Source organism: Paenibacillus sp. N22P23 (genome assembly GCF_059383735.1).
The window spans coordinates 2171434-2190440 of the sequence record NZ_JBXENT010000001.1; the positions used below are offsets into that span (position 1 = coordinate 2171434).

Genomic DNA, 19007 nt, shown 5'->3' on the forward strand with positions numbered 1-19007 from the left:
AGCCCCTTTCGAGAATTCGTGTTCAAGGTGGAACGGATGTCCGCTTTCTGCTGCTTGGATTAACATGGAAAAGGCGGGGCAATGCCCCGCCCGTTCTTCTCGCTCCCCTTACTTGCCTGCTGTAAACGCTGCATATTGCTTATTCAATTCGTCAACGATGACTTGTCCTCCTGCTTCTTTGGCCGCATCAACAGCAGATGCAAATCCTTGCAGGCTAACAAGACAAGCGTAATCTTCTTCTTCATTGTTATTCTCCTTTGTGATTCGGTTAGTTGGTCCATCCTTCTACTGCTGACTTTCCTCCAAGCATCTCCCTTCTGCCACCGCTAGATTGAATCATCTTGTATGCGCTTTCATATCCACATCATAGTTTTACTGCCTATTCGGAGCAACTCTGTTTTTCATAGATTCATCATATTATCTAAGCTTTGAGACTACGAATTACACAGTTTATGGCAATTGTTATATAAAAAAATGTCGAGAAAGTCCCATGGACTCTCTCGACACCTCATTCGCTAACCTATCCCTACAAAAACCAGCGTCAAAACACAGAGCAGCACATTGACTACCATAACGGCAAGTTGAATAGGTTTTCGTTTAACCGCAGCAATGAAAGCAGTGAGCGATTCATTCCGAAGGTTTTGCTCCAAGTACCTTTTGCATGAAATTTGAAAAATCCCAGCAAGCGTCAAGCTGTTCGCACGCATGATTAGCCACAATCCGGGATTCCACGCTCCGAGTACAATCAGCAGCGGAGCAATGAGTACAGCAATATGGTAGAACCCGATCTGCTGCTTGAAATTGTAGATGACGAAGTTCCAATTCCAGAGCGTATAGGCAATCGCCCAATAGATCATCGCTTCGTTAGTCGTGACGTAATAGGTTCCGAGCCATTCGCCTTGTAGAACAAAGGATGAAGCAATCAAAGCAATGCCTGAAGCGACATTATAGTAGCTTCTATTCTTGTAATCGGTCAGTGCCGCTTCCAGAATATTGATGCGAAGCAGCCACACAATGGTTGGAACGAGCCAGTTGTCCGGAAAGAAACCTAGGAAGGTCACGACAACCAATATTCGGCCGATTAACAGCGTGGAAAGCTTCAGCTTTTCAAAGAAATCAGCTTTTAAGACCAATAAAATAACGATCGGAACAACGACATTAATAATCCCATTCCCATAAAGAGGTGAGAATGCGGTGATGACCGTACCACCGACGATTACAGCCAGAATGAGTTCGAATAGTATGGATTGCGGAAGTGGTGCTGGCTTCATCGACATCGAAATTCCTCGCAGTTCATGATTGTTGTGAAGCTAGTTGATTGATATCATCGCTTTCAATGAACGGTGTTGAATAACCTTGCTGCGTAACGACGATCATGGCGCGTCCGACTTTATCCGATGACGTGATGGCGCTCTTAAAGCTTCTCTCCAGCAGCGGATAGAACGGTCTCATAACTGTGTATAATGCTTGATATAGCTTAGTCTTAGACCTGACACCATGGCGAGGTATAATCCCCCCGGGCCTGAACATATACGCCGCTTTGAACGGAAGCTTCAGCAGATCGTTCTCTGTTTTCCCCTTCACTCGCGCCCACATGCTGCGGCCTTTCTCCGTGCTGTCCGTGCTCCTGCCCGACACATAAATGAACGTCATCAGCGGATTCAACCGCGCCAATATCTTTGCCACACTAATCGTCAGATCATAGGTAATCGCGGTATAACGCTCCTCGCTCATTCCCGCAGACGATATACCGAGACAGAAGAAGCAGGCATCAAAGCCCGTTAATTGATTCTCGATTGCAGATAGATCAAGCAAATTAGCCTGTTTAATCTCATGCAGCTTGGCATGCTTCTGACCGGTTACATTTCGTCCGACTGAGGTGATCGCGGTCACTTGTGGATCTACAAGGCATTCACGAAGCGCGCTTTGCCCGACCATGCCCGTTGCCCCGAATATGAGTACCTTCATGCTGAGTGCCTCCTCTCTATTCTTCTCCTTGATCTATCAACGATAGCAAAATAAACGATCGCTGAATAGTAGATATAAGGTTCATGTCCATGAAAAAGAAAAAAGCTGAGCAGGTTTCCACCTGCCCAGCCAGTCAATCTGCCACACGCTTAACGTAAATGTTCTGCCTTTAGTCGTTCCGTTTCCTGCACCAGCGCATCCATCTCTTGCACGGCCGATGCTAGGACAGCCCGCTCCGGCGATAGCAGTGAATAGCTCCGTTCAATCCGATTCGTGAAGTCAACCGGACTTATCTGGAAGGCCGCACATGCTGCGACCGCACCTTTCTCATTCAGCATATAGGTACGATTGAGTGCGAATAGCACCTGTGTCATGCAGCTGACCGTGCGAAACAGATGGCCCGCGACATAAGAAACATCTCCACGCTTCACGCCTTTATGCGCATTAGCAATCGAGAAGCCCGCTTCCCACAGGAAGGTATCCGAAACCGCCTTCATCAGCGCATCCGGATATGGCGTACACAAGATCTTAAGCTGCTCAATCCGGCCTTTCGGGTCCCATAAAATTCGGCAAGCAGCTGCTTCTCCCATGTAGATGGGACTGCAGAAGGCATGCGGATGACCCGGCTGATAATGAACGGATATGCTGCCACGCCGGCAGTCCATCGCTACAGCTGTCACTTTATCCAGCTCCCGGTATAACAAATCGACGGCAATTCCCCCGATACGGAGCCAGCCTCCGCCATTGATCCATGGCCCCCAACCCCCGATTGGCGTGACGAGCTCTTCCCTTCCCGAGTCGTCCATCTCTGTCGCGACCGCGGACAGTACTTCAATATCGATTGGCTCAGCCGCATCATAATAGAGGCCGATATCTACATCGGATTCATCGGTATGTGTTCCCGTAGCACGAGAACCGCCGAGCACAATGCCAGCAATGCCGGGAACCCGCTTCAGCTGCTCTACGATAACCGCCAGCCTTTGTTCCATTTCCAACTTTATCACCTCAGGCTTCTTGCGTTTCTCCTTATTATGCCCCTTCGATCTCAATCTCTTCAACGACTCTGATATCAGGGTTGTAGAAGAACAGCTTCTTATCCAAAATATTTACATAGTAAACCTTATCATCGCTTAGCTTCTGAGTAGTGTGATCCAGCAGATTCAGCCGATATAATTGCTTGCTGTATTCACTATAGTTGCTGAAATAGAGCCTATCTCCTTGAATATTAATATTGCGCGCATCCAGATCAGAGATTTTCGTTAAAGACGTTCCGTCTGTACGCATGCTGTACAACTTCCCTTTGAAATTAAAATACAGAGACTGCCCTTTCACTTCGACCCATGTAATGTAGTCCCCCGTGAGCAGTTTCTTCTTATTGCGTCCGTCCGTATCCATCACAAATAGCTTCTGAGCTTCAATTGTATAATAAATTTTCCCATTCATCACCGCAATGCTGGATACCTGGTATTTCTCAAGCAGCTCTCTGGATGTTCCGTCCAGCTTCATGCGATACAGCGGCTTATACATATAGGTGCCTTGTGTATAGTAAATCCAATCTCCAACGATGGATACCAGGTTTACCCCCACTCCAAAATCATGCACAAGCGTCCGGTTCGCCCCATCGATATCACACTTGAAAAGCTTGTTGTCGCTTGTATAGTACAATTGCTCACCAACTAGATTCAATGCCCCTATATACTTGTCGTCACTGACCAACTGACTCTCCGAGCTATCATACTTCTCTTTATAAAGCCTGCCGCTGTCATCCTGATTGTTGAAATAGATCCATTCTTTGTCGCTCACGTACCAGCCGCCGTTATTGAGATTGCCAATGGAATTGCCATGGATTGGCTCCGGAATATCGGTGCGGATGAGAACTTGATGGTCCACGTATTGGACCGTTGCTCCTAACACCTCCGAGAGAAAACGAAGCGGCACGAGCGTTCGGCCCTCTATTAGCTTAGGTGCTGCCAGAAGCTCGTGCTGCTCCTGATTAATCGATATCTGTTTTGAACCAATGTGCATACGGATCGTTGCGGTACCTTTCGCGACGATTACTTCATTGTTGCTCCAACCTGTAATTTGGCCGCCCAGCTCATCAACGACAAAACGAAGCGGGACAAATAAGGTTCCATGATCATTCATCGGTTTGGTATCAAACGCTATGACGCGATCGTTTACGGTAACTGTAATCGATGCATCCGCTTGCACCTCGCCTGCTTGTGCGAAGCGGCTTCCCGAGCTTAAGAGGCACGTACAAACGAGCATGCTGATCAACCATTTCTTCATTATAAGGACACCTCGTCTATTAGAATGATTAGGTAGAAAATGAGTCTCTTCCTTTGTAGACGAAGCTCAGTGGAGATTGTTGCACAAAAAAACTGTCCCAAAAGCCAATAATGGCATTTTGAGACAGCCTCTCACTAGCTGCTATAGCGTAAACTCTTTCCCGCCTGCATAGACTTTCACGCCGGAAGCATCGCCATACAGCACCTTGACGTCGATCTCAACGTCGCCATCCTTCTGCTTCTGACTGTACGTTCCCCACGCACGGCCTGTGCTCCAGAAGCCGGTATAATCCGCTTCATTAATGACTGGCGCAAACTTCATTTCGCCGCGAGCCATATCGAATTCGAAACCGCTCAGCGCAATCAGAAGTCCCCAGCTTGACATCGACCGTGCATAATGATGGCCGCACTCGACTTCATTCCAAGGGCTGCGGCGGAATCCGTCTTGACGGTCGCGTACCGCTTTTACAATCGTAAGTCCCTCTTCTATAAAGCCTTCGTAAATCAGATGCGTCGCCACATGGTACTCAATGCCGGTCCACACCTCATCGGAATAGACGAATGGCAGCTTCGGACGGCCGCCTTCCGGCCACGAACACAGCACTAAGCCCTTCTCATCATTAAGCGTGTACGTCCGCTGACAATTGACATGGTTGTAGAAATCCTCTTTGAAGTTATGCTTGAACACCGCATGAATCGCGCTCTGCACACGTTCCTTCGGCAGCAAATAACCAAGTCCATACAGATGTGCGAGCTGCTGGCCAAGCAGCTGATCCGACAAACAGCCAATGCCGTGCTGATACTTATGTGCATCCACGTCTTCAAGACGCTGCACATAGTACTCGCCGTTCCATGTCAGCTCATCAAGTCGCTTCGAGCTCGTTTCGAACGCAGCCGCATACTTCTTCGCTGTCTCTTCTTCGCCCAGATATAGAGCCATCTCGGACCCCGCGCGAAGCGCGCCTAGGAAGAATACACCGGTAAGCGGGTTCGGACCATAAAATTCAATATCATACGTATTATGCTGCACACCGTCAAACACCAGGTCGCCATCGGTATCCCAGTGCAGCGGCGCATAATTCAACGTTTTCTGAATGGAAGGCCACAGCTCACGCAGAAAATCATCATCGCCTGTCAGCTTCCACTCGCGATAGGCACGCATGATCGTGCCCATCTGACCGTCGGCTGCTGCCGGTGCAGAAGTGCCTTGCCACGTCCACTCCGACTGGAACATCTTAAACGCACGGAAATTCATTTTGCCATCTTCTTCGACTTCCGTCAGAAACTCTGTTCTGCGCATGCTCTGCTCAAGCTCAGGGAAGAGGAACGCAAGCGTTTGAGCGTAGTTCCATACATGCGTGCAGCTTCCGTCACAGCAGCCTTGATGATCAAAACATCCCTCGTAGCCGAAGAACCGCCCGTCGATAAACCGGAAGCAGGTGGGGCTGCGAAGCACCGTAATGTTGCTCGATAATGCATCAAGAACATGAGATGGGAGCGTGGATTCGAACAGCGCACTGTGAAACAGCTTCGTTTCTTGCGTCAGTCGCTCTTGATTGCTCACCAGATAGGAAGCCGCAGACCACGCGCTGTCGAATAAGCCGGCGTAGTAGTTTTGCGTAATATGTCGTGCTTCTTCCTTCACGCAAATATGGTCATTCCAGCCGTTGACACGGTTTGGAAAATGCCATGCCAGCATGAATGCAAACGTCTTCGTCTCACCAGGCGCCAACGTTTCGCATACGCCAAGGGAGCCGGTATCCGTCCGGTTCTGCTCGGAAGGCGTGTCGTAGCCCAGGTCATTCAGCTGGCCGTCTTGGACAAAATCATCCCAGAACTCTTGCAGAAAATCATACCAGCCGCCGCGAAACCATGCGCGTTTATGCGTCACCTTCGGATTCGTCGTCACCAGCGAGAGGCTGCCGAAATTCAATTCCCCTTCGCCAAATGCGTTCGAGGTGAAGTTCAAGCCGGTAAATCCGTCTTCCTCTCGGAACTCGTTGAAGTTCCCCCCTGTATTACGTACATCCAAGTTACCAAACGAGTCGTAATTCAATCCGCCGATCGGATTCATCAGCGAGCCTGCGATCGTCACATCGACCGATTTATCCGACGTATTGGTGACCGTGTAAGTCATGTATGCGCCAGGAATGCTGGAATCGTTCGTATTGAGCGGAATAAACGGCGTGAACGCTTCAAGCGAAACCTGTACAGGCAGCTCCTTATCTTCAAAATCCACCCAAACGAGCGGATACTCACCGCGCATCGTTGACTTCTCTAGACGAGGCAATCCGGCACCTGTAATCGGATGGTATCCGTGCGATCGGCTGTGAGGCAGCGGCAATCTCGACTCTAGCACTTTCGCTACTGGCGCTTCGCCTTCCGGCTTAACCCAGATGGAGAAATAGGTGTTCGGCAGCAAGTCGCCTTTGCCCGGGCGGTTAAAGATTTCCCAATCTCTAAACTCCCCGCGGCTGCCGATTGAGATATTACCCGTACCGATTCCGCCTAGCAGAAAAGCAGCTTCCTTCGCTTCTTCCGAATACGTACGCTGCCCTGATGAATCGAATAATTGCTCTTTCGAATAAACCATCTTGTCGATCGCTCCTTATAGGCTCGTTTATCGTTCAGTTATGAATGATGCGCAACTAGGAATGTTATAATGGCTTGCACGGAATCACCGTGCACGTGAACGATTTTAATTGTAACAGTCATGTATATTTTTGTAAACGCTATTATTTATGATCTTCAACTTCATTTTCCGCACACCGTGCACATGAACGGATTGACCTGCACCCTCATTCTATACTACGATTATCGCAAAACTATGAATCCAAAGTCGGGAGCTGCCAGAATCTGATGAAAGTGACGAGCAAACAAATCGCGGAGCTGTGCGGAGTAACTCGGGGTACGGTCGATCGTGCGCTAAATAACCGTCCCGGCATCAATGAAGCTACACGCGAGAAGATCATGAAGGTTGCCAGTGAACTGGGGTACCGACCGCATTTTCTGGCCCAAAGTTTGGTCAAAGGAGAAACGAAGACGCTTGGCATCGTGCTGTTCGACGTCTATAACCGCATCTTCTCGCAGCTGTTCCACTCCTTCGAGGCTGAAGCAAGAAAACACGGTTACTTCGTCTATCTCGTACTGACCAATAAGGATAAAGCGCTGGAAATGGAATACATCAACAACCTGCTGGACCGTAAAGTCGACGGCATTGCGCTGTCACCGGTTAATATGGGCACGACCTTCGATACCTTCTTGAAGCTGTCCGGCGTACCGATCGTCACGTTCGCCAATCGGGTGTCTGCTAAGCTGCCATTCGTCTGGATCGATGACAAACAAGCGATGAGAACAGCCGTTCATCATATCGCATCGAAAGGTTACCGCCGGATTCTGTATGTAAGCCCGCCTCTGCGTTACAAGGGTAAGAGCAATATCTACGTGCCGGAGCAGCGTTATAAAGGGTTTGTCGAGGCTTGCGAAGAGCTTCCGGATATCCGTTATACGTTGATTACAGATCAGGATTACATGGAAAGCATGCTGCAGCTAATAACGGAATCGGACGAGAAGCCCGCGATTCTCTGCAGCAGCGATATCTATGCCCTCGACATAATGCGGTTTCTGAAGGCGCACCATATCCGGGTACCGGAGCAGGCAGGCGTCATGGGCTTTGATAATATCGACATTCTTCACTATGTTGATCCTGCGCTGACTACGATTGATTTTCACGTTGACGAGATCGGACGCAGAGCCGCCGAACAATTAATCGCGAGCATCCAAGGCCGCCAAGACATCCCGCAGCGCACGAATGTCGCTTACTCCATTATTGAACGGGATTCGCTCTAGCATCTACCTCATAAACCAGCCGATCAATCTGTAACTCACCATAGACAGGCTCGTAGAACGGCTGACCGTCACGAACACCTGCAGTGCCAAACCCGCTGTTTGTCGATAGGAAGCTTCGGAAATCTCCCGCTTTGGAAGGCGTGAGATACAGCGTCCGCTCGATTGCATCATACCGGACACCTGTGAGTCCTTGAATGAGTCCAAAGGATGCCATCGCTCTGCCATACCAGTGACCGCACTCAATTTCGTCGAACGGATTGCGAATGGAACCATCGTAACGATCGCGGCAGGTTCTGACGATCTGGAGTCCTTCTTCGACACAGCCAACCAACATTAGGTGGGAAGCGACTTGATATTCGATGCCTGTCCACACCTCGTTGCTGTACACGAACGGCAGCGCCAGCTGCCCGCCGCGCGGCCATGTGCAAAGCAGCAGCCCTCCCTCATCGCCAACTGCAAAACCGGATCGCTGCAAGTTCGTATGCTCGGTGAGATCCTTCTTGTAGTTGTACTTGAACACGCTGAGCAGATGGCTTTTCACTTGATTTCGATCCAGAATATCCCCTAACCCGCACATCTCTGCAATCCATGCCCCGATAATGCCATCGGACAAACAGCCCTTCCCATATTGGTACTTCGGCCCTTCCTCCTTGAAGAGCTGAATCGCTTCAGGCGAATAATTGATATTAATAGAAGCGATTTCGAGCGGCGATTGTGCCTTCAGCCCCTCCCATTTGATCTCCTGCTCATAATATTCGCCGTTGAACAGCTGCTGCTCCATGATGAGTCTGCCATTTCGATAGAGTGTCTGATAGAGGTTTGAGGATTCGTCTCCAACTTTCTCCGCCATGAGCGAAGCTGCTTTCAGTGCCCCTAAATATAACGATGTGCACATGCCGTTCGCACCCCAGAATTCGATATCGTAGGTGTTATGATGAGGTTCTTCAAGCACACCGCTATGTCTCGGATCCCACGAATCGATGCAAAATTGCAGGCTTTGCTTCACTTTAGACCATAATTCTGCGAGCCACTCCGAATCTCCGCTAATCCGCCATTCCCGGTACGTATTCATAATGCTGCCCAGCTGTCCGTCTGCCGCCGCATGGAAGGAATGCGTTGCCGGTCTGATCGGTAACGGTGCTCTGAAATTCTGATGTCCGTGCTCATCTTGGCATTCATTATGCTCCGTCTTGCGCAATTCGCGTGAAGCTTCCGGGAACAGATGCGGCAGCGCTTGTGCGTAATTCCAGACATGTGTACAGGAGCCGTGGCAGGAGCCGCTTGTTTCATTTACGCCTTCCCATGTCCATAATCTGCCGTCTGTCTGACGAAGCACTGTTGGTGCTTTCAGAATCGATAGATTAGCGGCAGCGGCTTCAACGATCTCAGCCGGAAGCGTCGAATCATAATAACAATCGCTAAACTGCTTGCTCATCCGATATAACGCGTCGTATCGGTTGGACCAGTCGCGCGAAACCGCTCTAATATCATCGTATCGGCCTGCGTACCACGGTTTATGAGTACGCGGACTTCCGTCCTCCGGCAATGCGGAATCCCCATGATGGTAGTTCGTTTCCGGCACATACCATGCGAACCTCAGCTTAACCGTCTGCTGCTCGCCGGGTTCAAGCTTGAGGGGCACAAACAAGCTGGCTCCAGGACTTGGTTTGCCTTCGGTTATTGGCGGATTCTCCGGCATCTCGCCTGATTGCACGGATTGCCAGGCCATCGTTTGCGAATCGAACCAGCCTCCTCGAAACCACGCATAGTTGACGCTGCAAGGCCGCTTATCCACTACTGCGCTGAACGCTCCCTGCTCCCACGGCTTCCCTTCTACCGGAGGCTGATTCAGAATAAATCCGTTATCGGTAGCGAGCACCTCACCTGAATCTTCTGTTGTGGCCATGAAATTCTTCGCGTGGAAGGAATAAACGAGTTCAAGAGGATGATCCGAACGATTGGTAAATGTATATTCAAGTGCAGCTGCAGGCAGCGAAGAATCATCGGTTTGAAGGGGGGCAAATGGACTCCAGCCTTTGATCTCCACGTCGAGCGGCAGCTTATCGTCTTGTAATTGAATGAGGCCAAACGGGAATCGAGATTGAAAAGAACTCCGTTTAAAGCGAGGTAATCCATAATTTCTTAAGTAATGTCCCGGATCGACATCTGCTTGATGATAGCCGAACAACTTCCAGCGCGGAATCGGACCTTCCAGCACTCGCGCGATATTGCCTGTTTCTGACTTCACACAAACGGCTGAATACAGATAAGGTTCATGGGCTAGATCAGGGTTATTTCGCAGCGATACCTGCGATAAGGACCCGCTTCCTGTGAGGCATAACATCCCTGCCCCCATACCTCCCATTGGGAATGCGATGCGGCTGTTCCAACTATCCGGATAAACGTCGTTATAGGTTCTGCCTGTCATGGACGGGATTCCTCCTCTGCTTCTCTTCCATTTCTACGGAAAGACATGTCTAATGATACCTCCGCAGGTAGGCTGATAACAGGGAATCCTGTCATGGAAGGGGGTGAAATTGGTCTTCTAGCCAGGCTGTCGTTCATACTTATAGGGGACGTAATAAGAAGTATAAGAGGAGGAATCGCGTTAATGACCAATCCTACCCCCGACGATAGGAAGCCATTTCACATTCCGCAGCCGATCAGAAGCGACGGTGCGGGAGGTCTTGATTTAGGCCCTCGCGATATTTTGAGAGATATGGAGAATCCGGATATGCTAGTGCCTCCTTCAACGGATGCAGGCTTGGTGCCGAATTTGAAAATGTCGTTCTCCGATACCCATATGCAGCTCAATCATGGCGGCTGGTCACGTGAAATTACAGTACGGGATCTGCCCATTGCAACAACGCTCGCCGGCGTGAATATGAGCCTGACGCCGGGAGGCGTTCGCGAGCTTCATTGGCATCAGCAGGCAGAATGGTCCTACATGATTCGAGGCTGCGCGCGCATTACGTCCATGGACTGGCAAGGGCGCAATTTTATTGCGGATGTCGGTCCAGGAGACCTGTGGTATTTTCCGGCAGGTTTGCCGCATTCCATTCAAGGGTTAGAGGAAGGCTGTGAATTTCTGCTCGTCTTCGATGACGGGGCTTTCTCTGATTTGAATACCCTCTCCATCTCCGACTGGTTTGCCCATACGCCCAAAGACGTGTTATCCGCCAATTTCGGCGTGCCGCCAAGCGCTTTTGACGCCATTCCGAATGATCAGGTGTATATCTTCCAAGATAGTATTCCCGGAACGATTGCGGAGCAGGAAATCCAATCGCCGTATGGAACTGTGCCCCTAACTTTCAAGCACAGCTTACTCGCCCAAACGCCGGTCAAATCTTCGGGAGGAAATGTCAGAATCGTAGACTCCACCAACTTCCCGATATCACGAACAGTAGCTGCCGCACTTGTCGAAATTGAACCCGGCGGCATGCGGGAGCTGCACTGGCATCCTAACAATGATGAGTGGCAGTATTATCTGACCGGGCAGGGAAGAATGACGGTATTTACCGGAAACGGTGCGGCGCGGACATTTGATTATAGAGCGGGTGATGTCGGCTATGTCCCTTTTGCCAACGGTCATTATATTCAGAACACAGGCAGCCAATCGCTATGGTTTCTTGAAATATTCAAGAGCGATCACTTTGAAGACATTTCCTTAAATCAATGGATGGCACTGACGCCTCGGAACCTCGTAGCGCGCAATTTGAACGTCGGTCCTACGGTGCTCGATGCGCTGCGTAAAGAAGAACAGGCTGTCGTTAAATTCCCAGGCTTCACGTACTACCCCAAATAACGTTCTCGAGTAAGAGCAACTGAGCCCATTATGACCCTGCTTCCTGCTTCTTTCGTTTCTTTAAGCTGTAATTGAACATCATCCGAAGCAGCGGCGGAACGGCGAAGAAAATAAAGAACGTGCGAAACAGCTGATAGCCTGCCACCATCGACAAATCTGCCTGAATTTCATGTGCGATGATGCCCATCTGATCCATGCCTCCCGGCGCGAGACTTAGCAGTGCTGTAGGCATGGAGATCGGATGCAGCTTCGTCAGCACAAATCCGAATACTGAGGCGCCTAGAATCAGCAGTATGCCGCTCCCGAGTGCGAGCGATATCGTCCTCAGTTTATTCGGCAGCTGCTGCGGTTTCAAGAGCAGCCCTACATAGGTACCGATCATGAACTGAGCCGCATCAATAAGGAGTGATGGCAGAGCCGGACCATGCATTCCGCTGAGCTGCAGGATCGCCGTTCCAAGTGCTGGTCCGAGCAGATAGGCGGTAGGAAAGTTCACTCTGTTGCCAAACACTGCGCAAGCTATGCTGACTGGCGCGAAGAGTAGAATATTCGGAAACAAGCTGCCCCAATCAGCGGTTGCTGTTGCTATAGACTGCGATACTGCTGCTGCTCCATCCGCATGCGCTTGGCCGAAGAACGGATTAAATATGAGAAGCGGCACACAAATAATGATCAGCATCAGCCGGATGACCTGCGTCACGGTTACGATCGTCAGATTAACCCCTTCGGTCTCTTCGGCAAGTGCAAGGACCTGCGTTAATCCGCCGGGGATGCTGCCGAGCAGCGCCGTTTTGAAATCCGTATGCGATAGTTTCGAGACGAGATAAGCCATTCCCGTACAAAATAGCAATAATAACACGATCATCAGCATCATGGATGGAAGCTGATAGGATATCTCCCTCAGTGCTTCTGCCGTCATCGACAGACCGATCGTATACCCAACGATGATCATGCCGGCATTTCTCGCTTGCATCGGCCACTTATACGTTCTGCCTAGCAGATTAGATCCAATCAACACCGCAATCATCGGTCCGAGCAGCCACGGGATCGGAGCATGCATCAGCTTAAATGCGAATCCCCCGATCAGTGCCGTCAGCAGCGTACTCCACATTTACTTACACCTTCCTGCTCTTCTAACATCTTTTTACCATACAACGACTTCACCTTTAACGCAAAAAATACATCTCTGGCCCAATAGAAATGCGGCGTGTAAGATGAAGAGTGCGAGTTGGGATTTTACTATTATAACGCTGTTCGAAAAAAAATGGCCGCCCGAGACTTTCTCGGGCAGCCTGACACCTATTTAGGCGTGTTTGTTCGACCACTAGCAAGACGATGCCTTCTAAAAAAACGGAAACACGTTCTCGCCACAATCGACATAACATATCCCATGCCAAATGCCTATTAAACAAGGAAAGCAGGGAGTGCTATGACGGTTTCATACATGGACTACACGTCTCCGTCGGTTCAATTCACGTATAATCTCAACAACAATACTACGTTCAGGAAAGATGCACGCAACTACATTAATACGTTATCCAATCAACAGCTGAATACGCTCGTCGATGTTTCGCTGCTGGATATCTTCATGAGCAAAGGAAATATTGTCGAGCCACACTATCATCAGAACGCGGCCGAACTCGTGTACTTAATTTCCGGTGCAATGGTTGTCTCGTTAATCAACCCTTTTACGAATGAGCTGCTTAACTTCCCGATCAGCCAGCCGGGACAGGTGGTCAATATTCCGCAGGGTTGGTGGCATTACGAAATCGCAACGATGGATAATACCCATGTATTAGCCATATTCGACGCTCCTGTTCCTCAATTCATCGGAGGCTCTGATCTGCTGCGTCTGACTCCACCGGCTGTTCTCGCGCGTGCTTATTGTCTCAATGAAGCGATGGTGAAGGAAACCGTAGCGCCAATTACGCAAACCGTATTTATTGGCCCGCCAAATACGTGCAACACAGCAGGACAAATGGTGCAAGGCGTGGCAGCGGCGGCCCCAAGTATACCTGTAACCGGCTATTCTTATCCCAAGCGCTCTGTCATCGGTAACGGATGGAATCAGTATTAGTTAGAGCTGAATAGTTGGCGAGGCAAGCAGAACTGCCGCGATAAAAACAAGCTGGAGCACTGTTCGGATCAGGAGTCCCGGCACGGGTTTGCCGCCGATGGTGAGCTTCTCCCGTGCCGCGCGCACATTCGCTGGGAACATCGCCGTTAAGAGCAGCGATAAACAGATCGAAGCGACAGGAGCGGCGAGAGGAATAAGAATGGCTGCCGCTCCGGCAAGCTCCAGCCACCCGGTTGCGCTCACGATCCATTCGCGTTTCGGCAAGGATGGCGGGACCATCCGGATCAGATCCGGCCGCCTGCTCCCCCAGTGGGCCGATGCGGTGAGCAGCAGCATAAGGGCAACCGCTGCTTGAAGCGGCGTCTGCCAGCCGTCAAAGTAAGACATGCCTACCCATCCGAAGACGCGAAACAACAACCATGAACCTGCCAAGACGATAAAAGGTGCCATACTACACATTCCTCCTAGTTTGGATTCGGTTTAAGCATGCCGGCAATAAACTGAGCGAATTGTGCAGCTGTGAAATGACCGCTTACGATGGAGAATGAAGAGCGAACTCGCAGTCCAAACGAGATCAAGACGAATAGCTCCGCCGTACGATCCGCATCAATTGCAGCCGGGATTACGCCATGCTGCTGACCTGCGGTAATCCAGCTTCGAGACAGTTGAACCGACCGCTCATAGAATTCATTCAGTGCCTTGGCTACTGCAGGCTCCTCTTCCTTACCAAGCAAATAAACAAACACCTTGTTCGTGACGTCATCCGCTTCTTCCAAGCTGTCCAAGCGGCCTGCTATGCTCCCCATCGGGCCTTCAAACTCGCCGCCTTTTCTCCCCACTTCGCTCATAAATCGGCTGTTTGTTTCTTCAAGCCGCTCCAGCAGCACCCAGGCGAACAATTCATCCTTGCTCTTCACATAATGAAAGATTGCTCCTTTCGAAAGCTCCGACCGCTCCATGATGTCCTTCAGCGTTAACGACGAGCAGCCCTTCTCTCGAACAAGAGATTTGGTTGCGTCCAGCAATAAGCGTATGGTTTGCTCCCTGCGTTCTCCCTGCTTCATCTTGTGTCCCTCCCTCCTCGTTATTTTAGTTGCCATTTGTTGGCTGTTGCCTTTATTATACAAACCGACCATCGGTTTGTAAATAGGTGAATAGGGAGGCCAAGCCTCAATTTTAAGTTGCTTGGCCTCTTTTTCTTAATTCTTACGCTGAGGGAATTTGGTTGTAGCTCTCCTGGTGTGCTTCTTTGGGCTAAATGCTGTTAATTCGCTCGATGTAGATCTCCTGGTGTGCTTCTTTGGGCTAATTGCTGTTATTTCGCTCGATGTAGCTCTCCTGGTGTGCTTCTTTGGGCTAATTGCTGTTATTTCGCTCGATGTAGCTCTCCTGGTGTGCTTCTTTGGGCTAAATGCTGTTATTTCGCTCGATGTAGATCTCCTGGTGTGCTACTTTGGGCTAAATGCAGTGGCATTGGCCTTCTCAGCTGCAACTGCTACCCAATCGTAACAAATTCCCTCTTGCTTCCATTCACTTCAATTGTACATTCTGGATCACTTATGATCTCCACAACACGATTCCCATCCAAACGAATTCCAACTAAGATGCCATTTGTAATCGCGATCGTATTCCCTCTAAAGGTAAAGCTGCAGTTGATTCGCGCCTCCCATCGTCCGGTTATCGATAGGAAAGCTATGTCTCCATCATAGGATACTTTACTGACTGTATCCGGTGGAAGATCCAGCTCACGCACATGCGTAAGTGTTGCCAATAAGGTTTCAAAATACGGTGTGAGCGGCATTTCAAACGAGAAGTATTCCACATTCGATTTGCTGACCCCTATGATATCACCATCGTGAATCAGTCTCGTTTCGCCATCTAATAACGTTAGCGGGAAGGCTTGCATATCGATTTTGGATTTGGCGAACCAGATATCCCATTCCACGTATTCATACTCGCCTTCGTATAGCTTGCCAACAAGCGCGTTTCCGCTTTGCGCCCCGGTTAACTGCTCAAATTCACTGCGAATATCTCTGCCCTCCACCGTACACTGCGCCGGTGGTCCAATGATGATCACTTTTCTGCCTGAAGCTGCATAGCTTTGAATCGATTGCCATGCAGCCTCCGGCATCATCGAAGGCCATAATACGATTAACGTTTCATACCGCTCCAAATCCGATTCACTCGTCGGAATGAGATCGATTTCGTAGTGCTGCTGCATCATTTTATCGAGAACGGCCTTCAGACTGAGCCTGTGGTAATGCATGTATTCATTGTTGAAGAAAGCTACCGATTCCCAAACATACATCATCGCCAGCTTAGGTCTGCTTACTGCCTTGCCAATGAATTGCTGGAAGGTTTTCTGTCTCTCCAGGCAAACCTTCGTATCCTCCCACGTGCTGTGATCGGGATATCCTGGGCCAAATGGACCGACATATCCATAAGCATGACCAACCCATCTCACATTGCGTACAGCTAACAGCCGCTGGTAATAATCCAGTTTCTCTTTCGTCGTGTTCCGATCCCAGCACATATTATAGGCATTGCCGCTCGAAGAATATTTGGCAAGCGATTCGGCAAGCATCGTCATCGACACCATCGTTCGCTCGGCATCAAATTGCGAATCGACAAATCCGCCGCTCAAATTGTCGGTCAGCCTGAAATAGTCGATATTTCCGGCCCATAGGTCGCCTGAATTGCCTTCCCCCCACCACGTGCTGTGAAAGCCGCCGAACAATTCCTCGCCGAAGCGCTCCGTATAGCGATCCTTTACATACTTCTGTAAGCCATAGGTGAGGTCCATCGTCAATTGATAGTAATCGAATCTCACTTTGCCCGCCGCACTAACATCGATCGCTTCATTCTTCAACAGGTAGATCCGGTCCAGCAAATCGTAGCCGTATTTGGCTTTGAACGCTGCAAGAAAATGGCCGCCTACAAAATACACATCGTCGCTCGATCTGCTGCCTGCTCCGAATTCATCAATGGCATAGCCATCCAGCGGCAAACCCTCATACTGGTCCAAGAACGAATCTACGGATTTATGCATGTCGTTATATGCAAAATCCATATAGTCGGTATCATATCTCGCATACACGAGAATTTCCCCATCCTGCTCAAAGGTGCCGGAGAGAGTCGTCTCGATGTTCATGTCAATGGCGTGCGTAATCCGGTCGGTAATGTCGACGGCTTCTAGAATTGTTCGGCCATCTCTGACGATGTGAAACGCTTTGGCAATTCCGCGGACTCTGGGATCGGTATTCACGAATCCGACATTATGCACGCGTTTTATGGATATGGAGAAGCGGTTATTGATGACTTGACCGGTATGCTCTACTGCCCAAGATTGACGTGCTTCCGGATGTTCCTTGACGATGTTTGGACCGAGCATTGGCATAATCATAAGAAATTGCAAGCCTAGCTTCGTGCATTCCTCTGAAACCACTTGAACCGCCGCCTTGCCCTGCGGATCATATTCATCATAGATATTGTTGCGGAACTCCACACAAACCGTATCGAAGCCCTTGTCGTTAATATCAGAAACTGCCTGCCGAATGCGAGGATGATCAATCGTCATGCTGGTATCCAGCAATAACATTATAGGTGCCGAGTACATATAACCTTCTCCTTCTTATCAGCAGCACTAGCCGCTCCCGCGTGAAATGTATCAATTAATGATTAGAAGCCCGTCTTTCTCGAATGGCGAACTTCCGACGAATTCGTTGCCTTTAAACTGACCAATTGCCGCATTACGTTCTCCGTTCTCAGGGTTCCACCAAACTGCCGACTTCCCGTTCATATTTGTCCCGCTTATATCCAGACGAATCTCGCATCTTTCCGGCAAATAAGCCAGCAGCAGACAGCCATCCGCCGTACATGCAACCGACACCGTGAACGGTTGTTCACTGCGCAATTTCTCAGGCGAAGGCTGGAGGTCGAACCACGGCAAAGCGGTTAGCAGCTGCATCATGCGGACCAAATCATAGGCGCCGGGCAGCTCTAACGCATCTCTCCAGCTGTATTGCGAAGGTGTTCCGTTAAGCGGAGCTTCGCCGCTCTTCGCCCAATTCCAAATCCAATACGCACCATAGGTGATGCCTGTTAACGAGCCCTCCAGCACACTCCGCCACCCGGCCCGTCGAACACCGTATCGGTCGAATCGCCTTTCCCGTCCACTCCTAGGATGATGCTCATAACATGGTTCTGCATTGAGCACCGGCTTAGGCGGCTGCTTATCCCATTCCTCACGGATAAAGCCCAGATTATACTCCTGATTTAAGCCATGACCACTTTGCACCATATTGAAATCAAGCCAGCTCGCATCATGGTAGGTATCGCCTGATTTATGCACCGGATGAGTCGTGATCAGTCGTCCATATGGCTCGGCTTCCTTCATCGCAATGCCGACCTCGTTATAGAAAGCTGCAACGCCTTCTCCCTTAAATTCATCGTCTCCGCTAACGACCCAAACAACATTCAACTCTTCCATCTTCTCTATTAAATATGTTCCGTAGCGAATCGCCTGCTGTACCGTCATGCCTGGATGAACGGGGATGACATCAAGCCGCGAATGCGGTACATGCTCAAACCACAGCACGATGAGCGCGATTACCATCCCTTTGCCGTTGGCATATGCGATCATCCTCTTCAGTAGGTCGAAGTAATCCTCTTGAATGGCATCATAATCCCAGTTGTAGATTCGGCCATCTGCACTTTCTTCATTTAACAGAGCAAACGGTTTGCGGCCTTCACGAAATATAGGCTGATAAGCATCATGCTGGGGCAGTGAATTGAGCTGAATCGCGTTGAAGCCTTGCGCGGACCTGGTATCCACATAGTCCACCCATTCCTCCCAGGCAGCTCGGGCCGGACAAGACCATGCCGTATCGCCTAACCAGAATACTGGGTTCCCATCACTTTCTTGAAAGCTCCGCTGATTAGCTGCAACTCGCAAATACCCCTTGATTCCCATTGGCATACACCTCCTCTTGCACGATTTTCGCTGCTTTTGCTGCCAAGT

Annotated in this window: 14 protein-coding genes; 3 read left to right on the forward strand and 11 right to left on the reverse strand. The window is 49.9% G+C overall.

Translation table 11 applies throughout. The annotated features are described in order from the left end of the window. Nucleotides 1-515 precede the first annotated feature (515 nt). The 5 genes from AC506A_RS10165 to AC506A_RS10185 all read right to left on the reverse strand — a co-directional run bounded on the left by AC506A_RS10165 (nt 516) and on the right by AC506A_RS10185 (nt 6849). A complete protein-coding gene (locus AC506A_RS10165) occupies nt 516-1277 on the reverse strand; it encodes a DUF5692 family protein (protein ID WP_495460804.1) in 762 nt (253 codons plus the stop codon). Between the two features lie 16 nt (nt 1278-1293). Continuing rightward, entirely contained in the window at nt 1294-1968 is a 675-nt protein-coding gene (locus tag AC506A_RS10170; protein WP_495460805.1) for an NAD-dependent epimerase/dehydratase family protein, read from the reverse strand. A gap of 149 nt (nt 1969-2117) precedes the next feature. Beyond that, entirely contained in the window at nt 2118-2957 is an 840-nt protein-coding gene (locus tag AC506A_RS10175; RefSeq protein WP_495460806.1) for a nucleotidyltransferase domain-containing protein, read from the reverse strand. 40 nt (nt 2958-2997) lie between these two features. Further along, on the reverse strand, nt 2998-4257 hold the full coding sequence (locus AC506A_RS10180; protein WP_495460807.1) for a DUF5050 domain-containing protein: 1260 nt from the start codon (nt 4255-4257) through the stop codon (nt 2998-3000). A 141-nt stretch (nt 4258-4398) separates the two neighbouring features. Continuing rightward, the gene (locus tag AC506A_RS10185) at nt 4399-6849 is read right to left on the reverse strand and encodes a GH116 family glycosyl-hydrolase (RefSeq protein WP_495460808.1); all 2451 of its coding nucleotides are present in this window, start codon (nt 6847-6849) and stop codon (nt 4399-4401) included. Between the two features lie 266 nt (nt 6850-7115). Between AC506A_RS10185 and AC506A_RS10190 the strand changes: the two genes are divergently transcribed. Further along, complete coding sequence (locus AC506A_RS10190) at nt 7116-8105, forward strand: LacI family DNA-binding transcriptional regulator (protein ID WP_495460809.1); 990 nt, start codon at nt 7116-7118, stop codon at nt 8103-8105. On the opposite strand, the gene AC506A_RS10195 is transcribed toward AC506A_RS10190, so the two are convergent. Then, complete coding sequence (locus AC506A_RS10195; protein WP_495460810.1) at nt 8083-10533, reverse strand: GH116 family glycosyl hydrolase; 2451 nt, start codon at nt 10531-10533, stop codon at nt 8083-8085. The two genes, AC506A_RS10190 and AC506A_RS10195, sit on opposite strands and share 23 nt — an antisense overlap. Nucleotides 10534-10716: 183 nt before the next feature. Here AC506A_RS10195 and AC506A_RS10200 point away from each other — a divergent pair, with 183 nt between their 5' ends. After that, on the forward strand, nt 10717-11910 hold the full coding sequence (locus tag AC506A_RS10200; protein ID WP_495460811.1) for an oxalate decarboxylase family bicupin: 1194 nt from the start codon (nt 10717-10719) through the stop codon (nt 11908-11910). 28 nt (nt 11911-11938) lie between these two features. Here the strand turns inward: AC506A_RS10200 and AC506A_RS10205 are convergent, their stop codons facing one another. Beyond that, nucleotides 11939-13021, reverse strand: coding sequence for an AbrB family transcriptional regulator (locus AC506A_RS10205; RefSeq protein ID WP_495460812.1), 1083 nt, complete (start codon nt 13019-13021; stop codon nt 11939-11941). A 318-nt stretch (nt 13022-13339) separates the two neighbouring features. On the opposite strand from AC506A_RS10205, the gene AC506A_RS10210 reads away from it, so the two are divergent. Continuing rightward, the gene (locus AC506A_RS10210; RefSeq protein WP_495460813.1) at nt 13340-13987 is read left to right on the forward strand and encodes a cupin domain-containing protein; all 648 of its coding nucleotides are present in this window, start codon (nt 13340-13342) and stop codon (nt 13985-13987) included. On the opposite strand, the gene AC506A_RS10215 is transcribed toward AC506A_RS10210, so the two are convergent. The 4 genes from AC506A_RS10215 to AC506A_RS10230 form a co-directional block, all read right to left on the reverse strand. Next, nucleotides 13988-14437 carry a DoxX family protein gene (locus AC506A_RS10215; protein WP_495460814.1) on the reverse strand — a complete coding sequence of 150 codons (450 nt, stop codon included), beginning with the start codon at nt 14435-14437 and terminating at the stop codon, nt 13988-13990. 14 nt (nt 14438-14451) lie between these two features. After that, nucleotides 14452-15051: a TetR/AcrR family transcriptional regulator gene (locus AC506A_RS10220; RefSeq protein WP_495460815.1), complete on the reverse strand. Its 600-nt coding sequence runs from the start codon at nt 15049-15051 to the stop codon at nt 14452-14454. Nucleotides 15052-15482: 431 nt separating this feature from the next. Further along, the gene (locus AC506A_RS10225) at nt 15483-17603 is read right to left on the reverse strand and encodes a hypothetical protein (protein WP_495460816.1); all 2121 of its coding nucleotides are present in this window, start codon (nt 17601-17603) and stop codon (nt 15483-15485) included. Nucleotides 17604-17654: 51 nt separating this feature from the next. Next, nucleotides 17655-18959, reverse strand: a complete 1305-nt coding sequence (locus tag AC506A_RS10230) for a glycoside hydrolase family 140 protein (protein ID WP_495460817.1) — start codon at nt 18957-18959, stop codon at nt 17655-17657. Nucleotides 18960-19007: the final 48 nt, after the last annotated feature.

Excerpts from the sequence above, each read along its gene's own strand:
- AC506A_RS10165 (WP_495460804.1), bottom strand. The coding sequence starts at position 1,277 with ATGTCGATGAAGCCAGCACCACTTCCGCAATCCATACTATTCGAACTC.
- AC506A_RS10170 (WP_495460805.1), bottom strand. The coding sequence starts at position 1,968 with ATGAAGGTACTCATATTCGGGGCAACGGGCATGGTCGGGCAAAGCGCG.
- AC506A_RS10175 (WP_495460806.1), bottom strand. The coding sequence starts at position 2,957 with ATGGAACAAAGGCTGGCGGTTATCGTAGAGCAGCTGAAGCGGGTTCCC.
- AC506A_RS10180 (WP_495460807.1), bottom strand. The coding sequence starts at position 4,257 with ATGAAGAAATGGTTGATCAGCATGCTCGTTTGTACGTGCCTCTTAAGC.
- AC506A_RS10185 (WP_495460808.1), bottom strand. The coding sequence starts at position 6,849 with ATGGTTTATTCGAAAGAGCAATTATTCGATTCATCAGGGCAGCGTACG.
- AC506A_RS10190 (WP_495460809.1), top strand. The coding sequence starts at position 7,116 with ATGAAAGTGACGAGCAAACAAATCGCGGAGCTGTGCGGAGTAACTCGG.
- AC506A_RS10195 (WP_495460810.1), bottom strand. The coding sequence starts at position 10,533 with ATGACAGGCAGAACCTATAACGACGTTTATCCGGATAGTTGGAACAGC.
- AC506A_RS10200 (WP_495460811.1), top strand. The coding sequence starts at position 10,717 with ATGACCAATCCTACCCCCGACGATAGGAAGCCATTTCACATTCCGCAG.
- AC506A_RS10205 (WP_495460812.1), bottom strand. The coding sequence starts at position 13,021 with ATGTGGAGTACGCTGCTGACGGCACTGATCGGGGGATTCGCATTTAAG.
- AC506A_RS10210 (WP_495460813.1), top strand. The coding sequence starts at position 13,340 with ATGACGGTTTCATACATGGACTACACGTCTCCGTCGGTTCAATTCACG.
- AC506A_RS10215 (WP_495460814.1), bottom strand. The coding sequence starts at position 14,437 with ATGGCACCTTTTATCGTCTTGGCAGGTTCATGGTTGTTGTTTCGCGTC.
- AC506A_RS10220 (WP_495460815.1), bottom strand. The coding sequence starts at position 15,051 with ATGAAGCAGGGAGAACGCAGGGAGCAAACCATACGCTTATTGCTGGAC.
- AC506A_RS10225 (WP_495460816.1), bottom strand. The coding sequence starts at position 17,603 with ATGTACTCGGCACCTATAATGTTATTGCTGGATACCAGCATGACGATT.
- AC506A_RS10230 (WP_495460817.1), bottom strand. The coding sequence starts at position 18,959 with ATGGGAATCAAGGGGTATTTGCGAGTTGCAGCTAATCAGCGGAGCTTT.